At 54.4% G+C, this 17,027-nt stretch carries 17 protein-coding genes; 8 read left to right on the forward strand and 9 right to left on the reverse strand.

Annotated elements, in window-relative coordinates:
• Positions 1 to 13: 13 nt before the first annotated feature.
• The 8 genes from ruvX to metK form a co-directional block, all read right to left on the reverse strand.
• Positions 14 to 430, reverse strand: coding sequence for a Holliday junction resolvase RuvX (gene ruvX / locus ACERJC_RS17370; protein ID WP_042998058.1), 417 nt, complete (start codon positions 428 to 430; stop codon positions 14 to 16).
• Positions 430 to 993, reverse strand: a complete 564-nt coding sequence (locus ACERJC_RS17375) for a YqgE/AlgH family protein (RefSeq protein WP_373672150.1) — start codon at positions 991 to 993, stop codon at positions 430 to 432. The genes ruvX and ACERJC_RS17375 overlap by 1 nt, the downstream gene beginning before the upstream one ends.
• A 478-nt stretch (positions 994 to 1,471) precedes the next feature.
• Positions 1,472 to 2,419 carry a glutathione synthase gene (gene gshB / locus ACERJC_RS17380; RefSeq protein ID WP_373672151.1) on the reverse strand — a complete coding sequence of 316 codons (948 nt, stop codon included), beginning with the start codon at positions 2,417 to 2,419 and terminating at the stop codon, positions 1,472 to 1,474.
• 12 nt (positions 2,420 to 2,431) lie between these two features.
• The gene (rsmE, locus tag ACERJC_RS17385; protein WP_178828210.1) at positions 2,432 to 3,163 is read right to left on the reverse strand and encodes a 16S rRNA (uracil(1498)-N(3))-methyltransferase; all 732 of its coding nucleotides are present in this window, start codon (positions 3,161 to 3,163) and stop codon (positions 2,432 to 2,434) included.
• Between the two features lie 79 nt (positions 3,164 to 3,242).
• A complete protein-coding gene (endA, locus tag ACERJC_RS17390) occupies positions 3,243 to 3,950 on the reverse strand; it encodes a deoxyribonuclease I (RefSeq protein WP_373672237.1) in 708 nt (235 codons plus the stop codon).
• A gap of 91 nt (positions 3,951 to 4,041) precedes the next feature.
• Entirely contained in the window at positions 4,042 to 4,542 is a 501-nt protein-coding gene (locus tag ACERJC_RS17395; protein ID WP_373672152.1) for a SprT family zinc-dependent metalloprotease, read from the reverse strand.
• A 78-nt stretch (positions 4,543 to 4,620) separates the two neighbouring features.
• Positions 4,621 to 6,015 carry a galactose/proton symporter gene (gene galP, locus ACERJC_RS17400; RefSeq protein WP_046497268.1) on the reverse strand — a complete coding sequence of 465 codons (1,395 nt, stop codon included), beginning with the start codon at positions 6,013 to 6,015 and terminating at the stop codon, positions 4,621 to 4,623.
• Between the two features lie 499 nt (positions 6,016 to 6,514).
• Entirely contained in the window at positions 6,515 to 7,669 is a 1,155-nt protein-coding gene (gene metK, locus ACERJC_RS17405) for a methionine adenosyltransferase (RefSeq protein WP_371895882.1), read from the reverse strand.
• 138 nt (positions 7,670 to 7,807) lie between these two features.
• Between metK and ACERJC_RS17410 the strand changes: the two genes are divergently transcribed.
• The 5 genes from ACERJC_RS17410 (at position 7,808) to speB (ending at position 11,625) form a co-directional block, all read left to right on the forward strand.
• Positions 7,808 to 8,146, forward strand: a complete 339-nt coding sequence (locus ACERJC_RS17410; protein ID WP_373672153.1) for a hypothetical protein — start codon at positions 7,808 to 7,810, stop codon at positions 8,144 to 8,146.
• A gap of 61 nt (positions 8,147 to 8,207) precedes the next feature.
• On the forward strand, positions 8,208 to 8,351 hold the full coding sequence (yqgG, locus tag ACERJC_RS17415; protein WP_284554133.1) for a small protein YqgG: 144 nt from the start codon (positions 8,208 to 8,210) through the stop codon (positions 8,349 to 8,351).
• A gap of 93 nt (positions 8,352 to 8,444) precedes the next feature.
• A complete protein-coding gene (gene yqgB / locus ACERJC_RS17420) occupies positions 8,445 to 8,576 on the forward strand; it encodes an acid stress response protein YqgB (protein ID WP_371895883.1) in 132 nt (43 codons plus the stop codon).
• A gap of 8 nt (positions 8,577 to 8,584) precedes the next feature.
• On the forward strand, positions 8,585 to 10,561 hold the full coding sequence (speA, locus tag ACERJC_RS17425; RefSeq protein WP_152405985.1) for a biosynthetic arginine decarboxylase: 1,977 nt from the start codon (positions 8,585 to 8,587) through the stop codon (positions 10,559 to 10,561).
• A 143-nt stretch (positions 10,562 to 10,704) separates the two neighbouring features.
• Positions 10,705 to 11,625: an agmatinase gene (gene speB / locus ACERJC_RS17430; protein ID WP_371895884.1), complete on the forward strand. Its 921-nt coding sequence runs from the start codon at positions 10,705 to 10,707 to the stop codon at positions 11,623 to 11,625.
• Positions 11,626 to 11,822: 197 nt separating this feature from the next.
• Here the strand turns inward: speB and loiP are convergent, their stop codons facing one another.
• On the reverse strand, positions 11,823 to 12,581 hold the full coding sequence (gene loiP / locus ACERJC_RS17435; protein ID WP_178824039.1) for a metalloprotease LoiP: 759 nt from the start codon (positions 12,579 to 12,581) through the stop codon (positions 11,823 to 11,825).
• Positions 12,582 to 12,859: 278 nt separating this feature from the next.
• Here loiP and tkt point away from each other — a divergent pair, with 278 nt between their 5' ends.
• The 3 genes from tkt to ACERJC_RS17450 all read left to right on the forward strand — a co-directional run bounded on the left by tkt (position 12,860) and on the right by ACERJC_RS17450 (position 17,017).
• Positions 12,860 to 14,851 (forward strand): transketolase, encoded by a 1,992-nt coding sequence (gene tkt, locus ACERJC_RS17440; RefSeq protein ID WP_152405982.1) that lies wholly within the window; start codon positions 12,860 to 12,862, stop codon positions 14,849 to 14,851.
• A 315-nt stretch (positions 14,852 to 15,166) separates the two neighbouring features.
• Positions 15,167 to 15,610 carry a PTS mannitol transporter subunit IIA gene (cmtB, locus tag ACERJC_RS17445; RefSeq protein ID WP_152405981.1) on the forward strand — a complete coding sequence of 148 codons (444 nt, stop codon included), beginning with the start codon at positions 15,167 to 15,169 and terminating at the stop codon, positions 15,608 to 15,610.
• A gap of 27 nt (positions 15,611 to 15,637) precedes the next feature.
• Complete coding sequence (locus ACERJC_RS17450) at positions 15,638 to 17,017, forward strand: PTS mannitol transporter subunit IIBC (RefSeq protein WP_152405980.1); 1,380 nt, start codon at positions 15,638 to 15,640, stop codon at positions 17,015 to 17,017.
• Positions 17,018 to 17,027 lie beyond the last annotated feature (10 nt).

A 17,027-nucleotide genomic window follows, 5' to 3' on the forward strand; every position in this document is an offset into this window, starting at 1 on the left:
GAAACGCGTGGCTTCAGTAGCCCTGCTCGAAGTAACTTTCGAGAATGATGACGGCGGAGGCGGAGTCGATCTTCCCTTTGTTCAACGCGCGATAGCCGCCCTGCTCGAACAGGCCGGAGCGTGCTTCCACGGTGCTGAGCCGTTCATCGTGCAAGGTGACCGTGACGCCGAAACGTCCGTGAATGCGGTTGGCGAATTTGCGTGCGCGGGCGGTGAGCGGTTGCTCGGTGCCGTCCATATTCAGTGGCAGACCAACAATGATTTCATCCGGCTGCCACTCTTTGAGCAGACGTTCGATCAGGTTCCAGTCCGGCGTACCGTCCTGCGCTTTAATCGCGGGCAGCGCGCGCGCCGTGCCGGTTACCCGCTGACCAATCGCCACGCCGATACTTTTAGTGCCAAAATCAAAGGCCAGTAATGTTTCGCTCATCAGGCATGCCCTGCCACGCCGGGCATCGTCAGGATGTCGATGCCAATCAGCCGGGCAGCGTCACGCCAGCGATCGGCAATCGGTGTTTTGAACAGGATATTGAGATCGGCAGGGGCGGTCAGCCAGGCGTTATCCAGCAGTTCTTGTTCAAGCTGGCCTTTCTCCCAGGAGGAGTAGCCGAGTGCGACCAGCACGTCGGCAGGCTGTTCGCCCGTGCCTAAGGTTTCGAGCACGTCGCGTGACGTGGTGATCACGGTGTTATCCGAGATGCGAATACTGGAGGCAAAGTGCGACGGCGGCGTGTGCAGGATAAACCCGCGATCTTCCGCTAACGGGCCGCCAAGCATCACTGCTTTATCCAGACGGATCGCCGGATCGCGCGGTTCCGGCGCGATTTTCAGTTTTTCCAGAATCCCTTCAATCTGGAGATTTTCCAGAGGCTTATTCACAATAATCCCCATTGCGCCATCTTCGTTATGTTCGCAAATGTACACTACTGAACGGCGGAAAATCGGATCCTGGAGAGCAGGCATGGCAATAAGAAAGTGATGCTGTAAATTCATTGTCAGAGGTTCTGTTTCCTGGTTCAAAAAAGCAACAGGGGTCAGTATGTGGGTAAAGCGCACGGATGTCACTACCGTAGGCCGGATAAGACGCTCGCGTCGCCATCCGGCATCGGTGTCTTAATGCCTGATGGCGCTGCGCTTATCAGGCCTACAGGGCTGCAAAAGCGCTTCGAAAGCGTCCATCAGCGTCCCGGTAAAGCACACGGATGTCACTACCGTAGGCCGGATAAGACGCTCGCGTCACCATCCGGCATCGGTGTCTTAATGCCTGATGGCGCTGCGCTTATCAGGCCTACAGGGCTGCAAACGCGCTTCGAAAGCGTCCATCAGCGTCCCGGTAAAGCGCACGGATGTCACTACCGTAGGCCGGATAAGACGTTCGCGTCGCCATCCGGCATCGGTGTCTTAATGCCTGATGGCGCTGCGCTTATCAGGCCTACAACGGCATGCTGGATGTGGTCATCCAGCAAACGACTTATTTCTGCAAACGTGCTTCGATAGCGTCCATCAGCATCCCGGTGATGGAGACAGGGAATTCGGCTTCAATCTCGCGGATACAGGTCGGGCTGGTGACGTTAATCTCGGTCAGACGATCGCCAATGATGTCCAGACCGACAAAAATCAGCCCTTTCGCTTTCAGCGTTGGCCCGATACGGCGCGCGATTTCCCAGTCGCTGTCGGTTAACGGACGCGGTTCGCCGCGACCGCCAGCGGCCAGGTTGCCACGGGTTTCGCCGCCCTGCGGAATACGCGCCAGGCAGTACGGAACCGGTTCGCCATCAACGACCAGCACGCGCTTGTCGCCATCTTTAATCGCCGGCAGATAGTTCTGCGCCATACAGTAGCGGGTGCCATGCTCGGTCAGGGTTTCCGTAATCACGCCGAGGTTCGGATCGCCTTCTTTAACGCGGAAGATCGATGCGCCGCCCATACCGTCCAGCGGCTTGAGAATAATATCATTGTGCTTTTGCCAGAACGCCTTCAACTGCGCTTTGTTGCGGGTGACCAGCGTTTCCGGCGTCAGGTCTGAGAACCAGGCGGTGAACAGTTTTTCGTTACAGTCGCGCAGGCTCTGCGGCTTGTTGACGATAAGCGTACCTTTTTCTTCCGCGCGTTCCAGAATATAGGTGGCGTAGATAAACTCGGTATCAAACGGCGGATCTTTACGCATCAGAATGACGTCGAGAGCGTCCAGCGGCAGATCCTGCTCGCCGGTAAACTCATACCATTTGTCGTAGTTCTGCTCAACGCTCAGAGCACGCGTGCGGGCGCGGGCTTCACCGTTAATCAGATAAAGATCGGCCATCTCCATATAATGAAGTTCGTAACCACGACGTTGCGCTTCCAGCAGCATAGCGAAGCTGGAATCTTTCTTGATATTGATGCTTGCGATGGGGTCCATCACGATGCCGAGCTTGATCATTATTCTTCTCCGTTAGCCCAGATCGCCAAATCGCACCTGAAGCGCGGTAATGGCGGTGAGCGCAGTTGTCTCAGTACGCAGAACGCGAGGTCCTAACAGGATATCAGTAAACTGATAGCGTGCGGTCATGGCAATTTCCTCTGCCGATAGCCCGCCTTCCGGGCCAATCAACAGACGAACACGTTCAACCGGCAGCGGCAATGTGTTAATGCTGTCGCTGGCGCGAGGATGAAGGTTCAGCTTCAGCCCTTCGTCCTGTTCCGCGCACCAGGCTTCCAGATCCATGGCCGGGCGAATTTCCGGTACCCGGTTGCGACCACACTGTTCGCAGGCGGCAATGGCGATTTTCTGCCACTGCTGGAGCTTCTTGTTCAGACGTTCACTGTCCAGTTTAACGCCGCAGCGTTCAGAAAAAAGTGGCGTAATGAGGCTTACACCCAGTTCGATCGATTTCTGGATAGTGAACTCCATCTTCTCGCCGCGCGACATGACCTGACCAAGATGGATGTGCAGCGGTGATTCACGATCGTCAATCTCGCTACTCAACACGTTCACGTCCACGCTTTTCTTGCTGGCGTGGGTGATTTCGGCAGCGAAAACCTGATTGCTGCCATCAAACAGTTGCAGTTCCTGACCCGGTCCCATCCGCAGGACGCGTCCGATATGGTTAGCGGCATCTTCGCACAGGGAAATCTGGCTGCCAGCGGTGATGGGCTCAGGGTGATAAATGCGGGGAATGCGCATAGTTAAAAATCCGCGTCATCTCCCCACGCAGGCTCGCCGCGCGGGGTAAGGGGTTAATCAATCATCCCGCTAGTGTAGGTTAGCTCTTTTGCGCCTGGCAAGCGCGTTGCACGTAAGGGTTGTGGTTTCCCTGAATCTTCGCTATCCGGTCGTCGCGCTCACATTCCCAGTCGGTGACCGGGTACATCTTGTTCCAGGCGTTGAAAAGCTGGGTTTGCTGGCGGGAAAGCGTCAGGTTGTACTGGTCGCGCATATAAAAATAGGTTCGCGCAATCGCGCCGCGCGCGCGGGCTGGCGGCTCGGCGATCTTTTCTTTGAAATCGACCTTCATGGCGCACTGCCCGTACTGACCTTCGCCGCCGTTCCACTGGCTGTACATGAAGTTACCGCGATCGCCATTCACCTCACCCACGGCGGGTTGTAGGTTGTGCATGTCGCTTTCCATTTTGCGATAAACCGGATCTTTGGCGCAGTTTTTTCGTCCACCGTCCTGCCAGCACTGGCGCTGATGGCCAAACTGCCATGCCGGAACCACGTGTTCCCATTCGATTCGGCTGGCGCGATTCTCGTTCTTTCGCACTTTATAGCCGCAGGAGTCGAGATCGACGACCCCCTTTTTTCCCTGCCAGTTGATTTTGCATCCGCAATAGAAGTCGCCAGGGACATCGGCGTTGACCTTGACGCCTGCGGTCTTTGCCTGTGAAAAACTGTTAATGCCAGCGGCCAACGTCTGGCCTGAAAGGGCTACCGCAAAAAGGGTGGCAGCCAAAGAAAGATGACGGTACATCATGAACTCCGTATCAAAACGAGCCCGCAACGTAACGAAAGTTGATGTGTGATGCAATCAGCCAGATCAGGAAAGTTCCTGATAGTTCTGGTTATTTAAGCGGCACCAACGGTTCGCCGCAGTGAACGCAGCGGTAGGTGGCTTCGCCGCGCACGACGCGATTGTGACGACGGATGGTCAACTGATGCTCCTGACACTGGCAGCGATAAGGGAAAGTATTGCGACGTACCGATTCGAGTTCGAACTGGTGCGTGCGGCGTGCGGGGACGCCGAGCACGCCTTCCATCATCCACTTCCACTCTTTACCGTGCGGCGCAACCCGGCCAAACCGTTTCCACACCAGTAAATGCGCCAGTTCGTGCGGCACCACTTCGTTGATAAACGCTTCGACGTTTTCCATCAATAGCACCGGATTGAGGCGAATTTCGTAACTCTCCAGCCAGGCGGTGCCGGCAGAGGTGCCACGTTGCTGATACACCAGCTTTGGTTCGGGATAACTGCGGCCAAGCTTCAGGTTAGCCTGAGCGAGATTTTCCCGCAGGCTGCGCATAACGGCTTGATGGACGGCGATAGGGAGACGGGCGGTTTTCATAACGGCAGAGAATAGTGCGACAGAGACGGGACTGCAAGAGGAAGGCGTCCTCCCGCGGGGGAGGACGCAAAAGGCGGATTAATCGTGCGCGCCGATTTCACGCAGCTTACGACCTTTCATCAGGTTACGTTCGATGTGTTCCAGCGAGACGTGTTTGGTTTCCGGAACCAGCCACAGCGTCAGCAGGATAAACAGCACATTCAGACCCGCGTAAACCCAGAAGGTATTCGCGTTACCGAGGTTTTGCAGCATGGTCAGGAACGTCGCGCCGACAATCATGTTGGCAATCCAGTTGGTGGCGGTCGAGCAGGTGATACCGAAGTCGCGGCCTTTCAGCGGCTGAATTTCAGAACACAGCACCCAAATCAGCGGACCGGCGCTCATGGCGAAACCAATGATGAACATCAGCAGCATCGCGATAGCGAAGTACTGCGCGGACGGCGAGTGGATGCCGACATGCATCATCGTCCCGAGGATCCCCATTCCGGCCGCCATCACCAGGAAGCCCAGCGTCAGCGTCGGTTTACGACCCCAGCGGTCAACCAGGCCAATCGCGATAAAGGTGGCCAGCACGTTGGTCAGACCGACAATCACGGTGCCCCACATCTGCTCGGACGTATTGGTGTAACCCGCCATTTCAAAGATTTTTGGCGCGTAATACATGATGACGTTCATCCCGGTGAACTGCTGCATCACCTGCAACAGCACGCCAAGGAACACTGCACGACGGAAGTTGCTGTTCTCTTTGAACAGTGCCCAACCGCTTTGTTTCACCTGCAAACTTTCGCGGATCTCATCTAACTCGCGTTTGGCTTCCGCGCTGGTATCACGCAGACGCAGCAGTACGCGTTCGGCATCGACAAAGCGACGTTTCGCGGCAAACCAGCGCGGGCTGTCCGGCAGGAAGAAGACGCCGATCAGCAGCAGAATTGCCGGGATGATAATCACGCCCAGCATCCAGCGCCATGCACCGCTGTAGCTGAAGGCGGTATCCGACAGATAGGCGCCGAGGATCCCGATAGTGATCATCAACTGGTACATGGAGATCATGCTACCGCGGATTTTTTCCGGTGCGATCTCAGACAGGTACAGCGGGGCGGTGTAGGAGGCCACGCCGACGGCCAGCCCCAACAGTACGCGGGAGAGGATCAGCACTTCAACATTCGGCGCCGCAGCGGAGAACAGGGACCCGGCGACAAACAAAATCGCGCCGATCATCAGGCTTTTCTTGCGCCCGAGCCTGAAGGAGAGCCAGCCGCTGCCGACGGCACCGACCGCTGCGCCGAACATCATGGAGCTAACGACCCACTCCTGGGTGTGGGCAGAGATCTGGAATTCATCCGTGATAAACGGTAATGCGCCAGCGATAACGCCGATATCCAGGCCAAAAAGTAATCCTGCCAGGGCTGCAAGAAAGCAGACAAAAAAAGTCATCGCCTTATTGGAACGCCCCTGTTTTTTATTGTCAGGCATTATGCCCTCCGGTTGGGTTATCAGTTTTGTTGATAATTAGGGTAGGTGACTACGACGTAAAAATATGTGACATATCTCACGTTGGTGTAATCGGTTACACTGAATGTGGACTGTCAGTTTTATTAACACTCTGAAAATATAGTGTTAATTCTGTTGATGTGCATCCCGTTTGGCGAAGTTTCAGACTTAACTGAAATAAAATGTAACAACAGATGAATTCAGAACATGAAAAGGGATTAATCTGAAAGCGTGGCTTTTCGAGGTTGGTGTAAGCGGTTTCATTTGGCGGATTTTGCCGGATGGCGCTGCGCTTATCCGGCCTACGGATCAATGGGACTACGGTTTTGTCGTTTTTTGCCGGGTGGCGGCTGCGCCTTACCCGGCCTATGAGTCCAGGGTTTGTAGGTCGGGTAAGGCGAAGCCGCCACCCGACAGATGCCTCGCGCAGAAATGCAAAAGGCCAGCACGAGGCTGGCCTTAAGTCACGGATGTCGGTCGCTTATTTCAGACCGGCAGCCTCGCGCAGTACCTGCGCTTTGTCGGTTTTTTCCCACGGGAAATGTTCGCGACCAAAGTGACCGTAAGCGGCGGTCTCTTTGTAGATCGGGTGCAGCAGATCCAGCATTTGAATCAGACCGTACGGACGCAGGTCGAAGAATTCGCGAACCAGCAGCGTCAGCTGCTCAGCAGGCACTTTCTCGGTACCGAAGGTTTCCACCATGATGGACGTCGGCTCAGCCACGCCGATCGCGTAGGAAACCTGAATTTCACAACGGTCAGCCAGGCCTGCGGCAACGATGTTTTTCGCGACATAACGCCCGGCGTAAGCCGCAGAACGGTCCACTTTCGACGGATCTTTACCGGAGAATGCGCCGCCACCGTGACGCGCCATGCCGCCGTAGGTATCAACGATAATCTTACGACCGGTCAGACCGCAGTCACCCATTGGGCCGCCGATAACAAAACGGCCGGTCGGGTTGATGAAGAATTTGGTGGCAGAGTTCAGCCATTCGGTCGGCAGAACTGGCTTGATGATTTCTTCCATTACCGCTTCTTTCAGCGACGCCTGATCGATATCTTCCGCATGCTGGGTGGAGAGCACCACGGCATCGATGCCGACAATTTTGCCGTCGTCGTACTGGAAGGTAACCTGGCTTTTCGCATCCGGGCGCAGCCACGGTAGAGTGCCGTTCTTACGTACTTCAGCCTGACGCTGCACCAGACGGTGCGCGTAGGTGATCGGCGCGGGCATCAGCACGTCGGTTTCGTTGGTGGCATAGCCAAACATCAGGCCCTGGTCGCCCGCACCCTGTTCCAGCGGATCGGCACGGTCAACGCCCTGGTTGATATCCGGGGACTGCTTACCAATGGCGCTCAGGACGGCACACGAGTTGGCATCAAAGCCCATGTCGGAATGCACATAGCCAATTTCGCGCACGGTGTTACGTGTGATCTCTTCGATATCGACCCATGCGCTGGTGGTGATTTCACCGCCGACTAAAACCATGCCGGTTTTCACGTAGGTTTCACATGCGACGCGCGCTTTCGGATCCTGTTCCAGGATAGCATCCAGCACAGCATCAGAGATTTGGTCAGCGATTTTGTCAGGATGCCCTTCTGATACGGACTCGGACGTAAAAAGGTGTTTTGCCATTTTTTGTTTCACCTAAGGAGAATTTGGTTAGCTCAAACTGTTGTGCGGAAAAGCCAAAGCAGAAGATTCTACCAAGGCCTGCAGGTTAGTGACACTGGCAGTCTGAGTGTTAATCAGTATGGATGGATTAACATCTGGATGGCTATTTTAGGTCACTTCTTCACCCGATTTCCACTATTTTTTGAATCAGGTCTCACTGTGTTGAAAACCCTGGTGGAAATTTTTACAGATACTGCTGGCAATGTGCGCATTTATGTTTTGCTTTTTTACCGTGTTGTCGGTATAAAACGCGGCGCGCGGCTCATATCCGTCATACTTCAAGTTGCATGTGCGTTGGCTTCCTCGTTCGCCCCAGTCACTTACTCATGTAAGCTCCCGGGGACTCACTGCGTTGCCGCCTTCCTGCAACTCGAATTATTTTGGATAGACAAAAAGCACACGACGTTTTCTTCGTGTCGCCACTTCCAGCCGGGTTAAAACGTAGCTTTGGCTTGTGGGTTCGTTCCTGATGGAGCGACCGTGGAGGTGATAAGAGATAATGAACCGTTGTATTCTGCTGAATCTGTTGCACCGTTCTGGTGTGCGTATGTCTCCCGCAATCTGCATCTCTGCTTTGCATACCTGCCGATGTTATACCCATCTCGGCGCTTCTCAGGACTCCAGAGCCGGTAACTGGCACTAAGGACTGAACAAGGGCGCTCTTGTGCAAACAAGAGTTTTCTCGTGGTTTCGCCGAACCGTCATACGTAAGTTCGGTTACGTGTTTTACAATGATATGAAAAAGAAACCGGTCGCGCAGGCGGACTGCCAGCACGTTCTGCTGGGAAATCCGACTGTTTATGGGTTGTTATCGCCTCTTCGGATTGCGATAGTAGTCAACTGTTTTACACTTGTTACTAAAATTTGAGGTTCGCTATGTCTGACGACATGTCTTTGGGTTCGCCTTCGTCAGCAGGCGAACAGGGTGTACTACGCTCCATGCAGGAGGTTGCAATGAGCTCCCAGGAAGCCAGCAAGATGCTGCGTACTTACAATATTGCCTGGTGGGGCAATAACTACTATGACGTCAATGAGTTGGGTCACATTAGCGTGTGCCCGGACCCGGACGTACCGCACGCGCGCGTCGATCTTGCTAAGCTGGTGAAAGCGCGCGAAGCGCAGGGGCAACGCCTGCCAGCGCTGTTCTGCTTCCCGCAGATCCTGCAACACCGCCTGCGCTCTATTAACGCCGCGTTCAAACGCGCGCGTGAGTCGTACGGCTACAACGGTGACTATTTTCTGGTCTACCCGATCAAGGTTAACCAGCATCGTCGTGTGATCGAATCTCTCATCCACTCTGGCGAACCGCTGGGGCTGGAAGCCGGCTCTAAAGCTGAACTGATGGCGGTTCTGGCGCATGCCGGGATGACCCGTTCCGTGATCGTGTGTAACGGCTATAAAGACCGTGAATACATTCGTCTGGCGCTGATCGGCGAGAAGATGGGCCACAAGGTCTATCTGGTCATCGAAAAGATGTCTGAAATTGCGATTGTGCTGGATGAAGCCGAACGTCTGAACGTTATTCCGCGTCTGGGCGTGCGTGCGCGTCTGGCATCGCAGGGCTCCGGTAAATGGCAGTCCTCCGGCGGCGAAAAATCCAAATTCGGTTTGGCGGCAACGCAGGTACTACAGCTGGTGGAAACCCTGCGCGAAGCCGGGCGTCTCGATAGCCTGCAACTGCTGCATTTCCACCTCGGTTCGCAGATGGCGAATATCCGCGACATCGCTACCGGCGTGCGTGAGTCCGCCCGTTTCTATGTTGAGCTGCACAAGCTGGGCGTCGATATTCAGTGTTTCGACGTCGGCGGCGGTCTGGGCGTGGACTACGAAGGTACTCGCTCGCAGTCTGACTGCTCGGTGAACTACGGCCTGAATGAGTACGCCAACAACATTATCTGGGCGATTGGCGATGCCTGTGAGGAAAATGGCCTGCCGCATCCGACGGTAATCACTGAGTCTGGTCGTGCGGTTACCGCGCACCACACGGTGCTGGTGTCCAACATCATCGGCGTTGAACGTAACGAATATACCGTGCCTGTCGCCCCGGCTGACGATGCGCCGCGCGCGCTGCAAAGCATGTGGGAAACCTGGCAGGAGATGCACGAGCCGGGCACCCGTCGCTCGCTGCGTGAATGGCTGCACGACAGCCAGATGGATCTGCACGATATCCACATCGGCTACTCTTCCGGCACCTTCAGCCTGCAGGAGCGTGCGTGGGCGGAACAGCTTTACTTAAGCATGTGCCACGAAGTGCAGAAACAACTGGATCCGCAAAACCGCGCGCACCGTCCGATCATCGACGAACTGCAGGAGCGTATGGCGGACAAAATGTACGTCAACTTCTCGCTGTTCCAGTCGATGCCGGATGCGTGGGGTATCGATCAACTGTTCCCGGTCTTGCCGCTGGAAGGACTGGATCAGGTGCCTGAACGCCGTGCGGTGCTACTGGACATCACCTGTGATTCCGATGGCGCCATCGATCACTACATCGACGGTGACGGTATTGCGACAACCATGCCGATGCCGGAGTACGATCCGGATAATCCGCCGATGCTCGGTTTCTTCATGGTCGGTGCGTATCAGGAAATCCTCGGTAATATGCACAACCTGTTCGGTGATACCGAAGCGGTTGACGTGTTTGTCTTCCCGGACGGCAGCGTGGAAGTTGAGCTGTCGGATGAAGGGGATACCGTGGCGGACATGCTGCAATACGTGCAGTTGGATCCGAAAACGCTGCTGACGCATTTCCGCGATCAGGTGAAACAAACCGATCTGGATGACGCGTTACAGCAGCAGTTCCTCGAAGAATTCGAGGCAGGTCTGTACGGCTACACGTATCTCGAAGACGAATAATGGCTGATGCCCGGGTGACTTGAACCTGGGCAATTAAGCAGCGATAATTTAGCGAATTACTGTGTTTACGAATCAAACCCTTTCTCGTCGGGCCTAACGACGCGGGAGGGTTTTTTTATATCGACGAATATGAGGTTTTTGCCATGAGCACCTTAGGTCATCAGTACGATAACTCCTTGGTTTCTAACGCCTTTGGCTTCCTGCGTCTGCCGCTGAATTTCCAGCCGTATGACAGCGATGCAGACTGGGTGATCACTGGCGTGCCGTTTGACATGGCAACGTCCGGTCGCGCAGGTGGACGTCATGGCCCCGCGGCAATCCGTCAGGTGTCAACGAATCTGGCCTGGGAACACAACCGCTTCCCGTGGAACTTCGACATGCGTGAGCGTCTGAACGTTGTGGACTGCGGCGATCTGGTTTACGCCTTTGGCGACGCGCGTGAAATGAGCGAAAAACTGCAGGCACATGCAGAGAAACTGCTGGCCGCCGGTAAACGTATGCTCTCTTTTGGCGGTGACCACTTTGTGACGCTGCCGCTGTTGCGTGCGCACGCAAAACACTTTGGCAAAATGGCGCTGGTGCATTTCGATGCCCACACCGATACCTATGCGAACGGCTGTGAGTTTGACCACGGCACGATGTTCTACACCGCGCCGAACGAAGGTCTGATCGACCCGCATCACTCTGTACAGATTGGTATTCGTACGGAATTTGACAAAGACAACGGCTTTACCGTGCTGGACGCCTGCCAGGTGAACGATCGCGGTGTTGATGACATCATCGCTCAGGTGAAGCAGATTGTTGGCGACATGCCGGTTTATCTGACCTTTGATATCGACTGCCTGGATCCGGCATTCGCGCCGGGGACCGGTACGCCGGTGATTGGCGGCCTGACCTCCGATCGCGCCATCAAGCTGATCCGCGGTCTGAAAGATCTGAACATCGTGGGGATGGACGTGGTGGAAGTGGCTCCGGCTTACGACCAGTCCGAAATCACCGCCCTGGCGGCGGCAACGCTGGCGCTGGAGATGCTGTATATTCAGGCGGCGAAGAAAGGCGAGTAACGGATTTCGGGCTATTTTACTCGCCATTTTGAACCCGGGCAGTGCTCGCCATCCTCACGTACTACGTGTACGCTCCGGTGGCTGTGCGCTGTCCGGGCCCAAACTGGCTTCGCCAATAACGCCCGATAATCGGACTGAATTTGTTGTTCTGTAGGCCGGATAAGGCGTTTACGCCGCCATCCGGCACTGCTCAATGGTTACTTAATCCCGTCTGCTTTCATGCGATCGCGAATATGTTGCGCACGTTCTGCGGAGGCCGGGTGATCGTCAAACATGGAACTCTGACGACCTTCTTCCAGTTTCGCCAGTTTTTCAAAGCTGGTGGCAAGACCCGCCGGGTTGATACCGCGCTTGCGCAACAGATCGTACGAGTAGTCGTCTGCTTCCGACTCCTGACGCTGGGAGAACTGCGAGTTCACCAGTTTTTCCCCCAGATCGCCGAGCTGTGACTGCGACAGGCTGCCGACAATCCCGCCTGCAGAAGCCGCGGCGGCGCGAACGGCGTTGGTGCCCAGCGCCACTTGCATGCCTTTCTTCACGTGTCCGAGCGCAACGTGCCCCATTTCATGGCCAATCACCGCTTCGACTTCGTTATCCGTCATCATGTCCATCAGACCGCTATACACGCGAATACAGCCATTCGCCATCGCGAAGGCGTTCACGTCTTTCGCCATGTAGACCTTATAGTTTACCGCTTGTCCGTTGATGTTATCACCGAGCGCCGTGGCGATTTTACTCAGGCGTTTCGCGTACTCGCTGCCGGCAGGCGCGATGGTTGCTTTACCATCCATTTCCGTACAGGCCTGGTTGCTTAACGCGATAACCTGCGCGTCGCTCAGACTGTAGGCCTGAAAAGCCTCGGCCCCCGAAGAGAGCAGTCCGTTGGAGTTCATATTCTGGCAGCCGGTCAGCACCGTCGCCATGCCCATAACAAGCAGTAACGCGCGAATCTTCATGTTTTTTCTTCCACACGAAATGAGGATTGTTCTAAAAATGCGCTATTTGCAGATGAATTAGCGCTCACGCTAAGTATAAAGAAAAGAACAACAAGCGGGCGAGCAGATTGCGCAACATGCGAGTGTGATCCGGAGATTTCTGAAGCGGCAAAAGGATGCTCCATGTACATGACAGGCGGCTTGGGTTACATTGTTGGCACTTTTTTCCGGCGTAGCCCAAAACGCGCTGTCGTCAAGTCGTTGCGGGTATGGCCTTCATCATCCGATCTGGAGTCAAAATGTCCTCACGTAAAGAGCTTGCCAATGCTATTCGTGCGCTGAGCATGGACGCAGTACAGAAAGCCAAATCCGGTCACCCGGGTGCCCCGATGGGTATGGCTGACATTGCCGAAGTCCTGTGGCGTGATTTCCTGAACCACAATCCAGGCAACCCGTCCTGGGCCGATCGTGACCGCTTCGTCCTGTCCAACGGTCACGGCTCCATGTTGATTTACAGCCTGCTGCACCTCACCGGTTACGATCTGCCGATGTCTGAGCTGCAGAACTTCCGCCAGCTGCATTCCAAAACCCCGGGTCACCCGGAAGTGGGTTACACCGCGGGTGTGGAAACCACCACGGGTCCGCTGGGTCAGGGGATTGCTAACGCAGTCGGTATGGCTATCGCTGAAAAAACACTGGCGGCACAGTTCAACCGTCCGGGCCATGACATCGTTGACCACTACACCTATGCGTTCATGGGCGACGGCTGCATGATGGAAGGTATCTCTCACGAGGTATGTTCTCTGGCCGGTACGCTGAAACTGGGTAAACTGGTGGCGTTCTACGATGACAACGGTATCTCTATCGATGGTCACGTTGAAGGCTGGTTCACTGATGACACCGCGAAGCGTTTCGAAGCCTACGGCTGGCACGTCGTTCGTGGCGTTGATGGACACGATGCGGACGCTATCAAACGCGCAGTTGAAGAAGCTCGCGCCGTTACCGACAAACCGTCCCTGCTGATGTGCAAAACCATCATCGGTTTTGGTTCCCCGAACAAAGCCGGTACCCACGATTCCCACGGTGCGCCGCTGGGCGACGCAGAAATCGCACTGACCCGCGAACAGCTGGGCTGGAAATATGCGCCGTTCGAGATCCCGTCTGAAATCTATGCTCAGTGGGATGCGAAAGAAGCCGGCCAGGCGAAAGAGTCTGCCTGGAACGAAAAATTCGCGGCCTACGCCAAAGCCTTCCCGCAGGAAGCGGCTGAATTCACCCGTCGTATGAAAGGCGAAATGCCGTCTGATTTCGACGCGAAAGCGAACGAATTCATCGCGAAATTGCAGGCCAACCCGGCGAAAATCGCCAGCCGTAAAGCCTCTCAGAATGCGATCGAAGCCTTCGGCCCGCTGCTTCCTGAGTTCCTCGGCGGCTCCGCTGACCTCGCGCCGTCTAACCTGACTATCTGGTCTGGTTCGAAGGCCATTAACGAAGATACCGCTGGTAACTACATCCATTACGGTGTGCGTGAATTCGGTATGACCGCGATTGCCAACGGTATCTCGCTGCACGGCGGTTTCCTGCCGTACACCTCCACCTTCCTGATGTTCGTGGAATATGCCCGTAACGCGGTGCGTATGGCTGCGCTGATGAAACAGCGTCAGGTGATGGTCTACACCCACGACTCCATCGGTCTGGGCGAAGATGGCCCGACTCACCAGCCGGTTGAGCAGGTGGCTTCTCTGCGTGTGACCCCGAATATGTCCACATGGCGTCCGTGTGACCAGGTGGAATCCGCGGTGGCGTGGAAGTACGGCGTTGAGCGTCAGGACGGTCCGACCGCGCTGATCCTCTCCCGTCAGAACCTGGCCCAGCAGGAACGTACTGCAGAGCAACTGGCAAACATCGCTCGCGGTGGCTACGTACTGAAAGATTGCGCAGGCCAGCCAGAGCTTATCTTCATCGCGACCGGTTCTGAAGTTGAACTGGCGGTTGCCGCATGGGACAAACTGACCGCTGAAGGCGTGAAAGCGCGCGTGGTCTCCATGCCGTCTACCGACGCGTTCGACAAGCAGGATGCCGCTTACCGTGAATCCGTTCTGCCGAAAGCGGTTACCGCTCGCGTAGCAGTGGAAGCCGGTATCGCTGACTACTGGTTCAAATACGTGGGCCTGAACGGCGCGATCGTTGGCATGACCACCTTCGGTGAATCTGCTCCGGCAGAGCTGCTGTTCGAAGAGTTTGGCTTCACCGTCGATAACGTTGTCGCGAAAGCAAAAGCACTGCTGTAATCATTACAACAGCCTCTAACGGGTCGCTTCGGCGGCCCGTTATCATCTCGAAAGTTAATTATTTTCTCTCAAGCAAGTGCTTATTGTAGATCTAATTCACAAAAATGATATTTAGTATGTTTGTATATTTGCAATGCGCATCACGTAATTGCTCTTGCTATTTTAATTTTAATTCATAACGTTCTGTTTTCTAATGATTTGCATTATTGCCCCTTTTGTCTGCCCCTGTTTTCCCCTTGATTGATTTCGTTTTGCCGCACGCGTATTTTGTTTTTAGCGATAAGTTGTACCCTAAAAATAAAATAAGGATAATTTATGCGGTTGATTGACTATTTTCCTGACGCCTCTATCTCAATAAAATCGGCGGCAAAGAACTGGCAGGAAGCCATTGATTTTTCCATGTCATCGCTGTTGGCGAATCATTATGTCAATGCAAACTATATTCAGGCTATAAAAGATTCGACGATAAACAATGGCCCTTATTATATTCTGGCTCCCGGTGTGGCTATGCCTCATGCTCGCCCGGAATGCGGTGCGTTAAAAACAGGTATGTCATTAACGCTACTTAAACAAGAAGTACAGTTTGCCGAAGATGATGAACCCATAAAATTACTCATTGGGTTATCAGCGGCGAATGCCGATTCACATATCGGCGCTATCCAGGCTTTAAGCGAACTATTATGTGAAGAGGAAAATCTGGCAGCATTATTCGCTGCTAAATCAGAAAAACAGCTGGCGGATATTATCGCTCGCGCATAATCATTTTCTCCTCGACAGGATATTATCATGGAACACAAGTCTGCTCGTGCAAAGGTCCAGGCTTTTGGGGGATTTTTGACTGCAATGGTCATCCCTAATATCGGTGCTTTTATTGCCTGGGGTTTTATTACTGCATTATTTATTCCGACCGGGTGGATGCCCAATGAGCATTTCGCCAAAATAGTCGGCCCGATGATTACCTATTTGCTACCCGTGATGATTGGTTCCACCGGCGGACATCTGGTGGGCGGGAAGCGTGGGGCAGTGATGGGGGGAATCGGTACCATCGGCGTGATTATTGGCGCGGATATCCCGATGTTCCTCGGTTCAATGATCATGGGGCCGCTGGGTGGTCTGGTGATTAAATACATCGATCGCCTGCTGGACCAGCGTATTCCTGCGGGTTTTGAGATGGTGATTAATAACTTCTCTTTAGGCATTGCCGGGATGTTATTGTGCCTGCTGGGGTTTGAAGTCATTGGCCCGGCGGTACTCATTGCCAATAATTTTGTGAAAGAGTGTATTGAGTCACTGGTGCATGCCGGTTATCTGCCACTGCTCTCATTGATTAACGAACCCGCGAAAATTCTCTTTCTGAATAATGCGATCGACCAGGGCGTTTATTATCCGCTGGGCATGCAGCAGGCCTCGGAAACGGGAAAATCCATCTTCTTCATGGTGGCGTCGAACCCTGGCCCCGGTTTAGGTTTACTGCTGGCGTTTGCCTTCTTTGGTAAAGGGATGGCGAAGAAATCTGCACCTGGCGCCATGATTATCCATTTTCTCGGCGGTATCCACGAACTCTACTTCCCGTATGTGCTGATGAAGCCCCTGACCCTGATCGGCATGATTGCCGGGGGAATGAGCGGAACATGGGTCTTCAATCTGTTAGGTGGCGGCCTGGTGGCGGGTCCCAGTCCTGGATCGATTTTCGCTTACCTGGCATTGACGCCAAAAGGCGCTTTCCTTGCCACGATTGCGGGCGTCACGGCGGGAACGGTGGTGACCTTTGTCATTACTTCCTTCATTCTCAAAATGGAGAAAAATAGCGAAGTTGAAAGCAAAGATGCCTTCAGCGAGTCCGCTAATGCCGTCAAAGCCATGAAGCAGGAAGGCAACTTTTCATATCGCAATGTCAAACGTATCGCCTTTGTGTGTGATGCCGGCATGGGGTCCAGCGCGATGGGGGCAACGACGTTTCGTAAGCGTCTGGAAAAAGCCGGGTTGTCTATCGATGTCAAACATTACGCCATCGAAAATGTCCCTGATGATGCCGATATTATCGTGACGCACGCCAGCCTTGAGGGGCGCGTTAAGCGAGTCAGTAATAAGCCCTTAGTGTTGATAAAAAACTATATTGGCGACCCGCTCCTTGACGATTTATTTAATCACTTAACGTCGAATTAGCATTTCTGGT

The organism is Citrobacter telavivensis (assembly GCF_041807075.1).
Classification (GTDB): Bacteria; Pseudomonadota; Gammaproteobacteria; order Enterobacterales; family Enterobacteriaceae; genus Citrobacter_A; species Citrobacter_A telavivensis.